Annotated in this window: 1 pseudogene and 1 other annotated feature; the pseudogene reads right to left on the reverse strand. The window is 60.5% G+C overall.

Going from position 1 to position 1,026, the window contains the following annotated elements:
- Positions 1-124: 124 nt before the first annotated feature.
- A pseudogene (locus Q4543_RS24390) lies at positions 125-600 on the reverse strand (transposase); the annotation flags it as partial.
- Positions 203-319: a sequence feature (AL1L pseudoknot), on the reverse strand. (Overlaps the previous pseudogene by 117 nt.)
- Positions 601-1,026: the final 426 nt, after the last annotated feature.

A 1,026-nucleotide genomic window follows, 5' to 3' on the forward strand; every position in this document is an offset into this window, starting at 1 on the left:
GGCGCTTGCCATGCGCACGCCTGCCGAGGCATGCAGATTAGCGGCCTAACCTGAGCAGATTCCGCTGGGTCAATACAGGGCCAGAGTCCATCTCAAACTGGATTAGCTGCAGGGGGCAACGTCACAATGCCTCGTCACGCCAGGCACGGTCCGACAACCGGGCCGGATCGGCCCGCTTCGCCAGGTGCTCATTATACGTGGAAGGGGCTATCGGCAGGACAGTGCAGATCGGCTCGACCCCATGCTCCGCGCGATGCATGTCGATAAATGACACCATCACTTCGACCGGCGGTCGAGCTCCGCCATCGCAAAATACGCGGAGGCTTTGCGGAGGATCTCGTTCGCCTGGCGCAGCTCGCGGTTCTCCCGTTCCAGCGCCTTCATCTTGTCGGCGACATCTGTTGGGACGTCCGCCCGCTTGCCACTGTCGACTTCCGCCTTCTTGACCCACTCATTCAACGTGTGCGCGGAACAGCCGATCTTCGCGGAGATCGACATGATCGCCTGCCAGCGCGAACTGGGCTGGCCCTGGTTGTCCAGCATCAGCCGCACCGTACGCTCTCGGACTTCAGGAGAATACTTATTTGTTATCTTGCTCATTGTGGCTTCATCCTACTCAGGAGTTGAAGCCTCCGGCAACCCCGGTGCGGTTCAGTCCTTGCTGTCCCGACTCGCGGCGAGGGGCGGCGCAAGCTCCATGCAGCGATTCTGCGGCGACATTGCCTTTCCGATCGATCCCTTGTTCCGCGGGGAAGGGATCGATCGGAAAGGCAATGTCGCTGCTGGCCGGGTGCGATGCGGCTGCGTTGGTATGGGTGTCAGTCCGCCACCTCGGAAAAGGGCATTTCCGACTGCGAGACGAATTTGCCTCCCTCCAGAGCTTTCAACGCTTGCGTGTCCGTGTCTGTCCCGAGAGGGCTTTGTTGCACAAATCATCTGAAGGCTGCACTTCCCCTCTTATCTTTCCCGGTAGGACGTCCCCGTTCGCGGAACGTCTCCCCGGAGCGCCTGCAATGTGGGATGTCT

The sequence above is a fragment of the Salipiger sp. 1_MG-2023 genome (genome assembly GCF_030547555.1).
In the GTDB taxonomy this organism is placed as follows: domain Bacteria; phylum Pseudomonadota; class Alphaproteobacteria; order Rhodobacterales; family Rhodobacteraceae; genus Salipiger.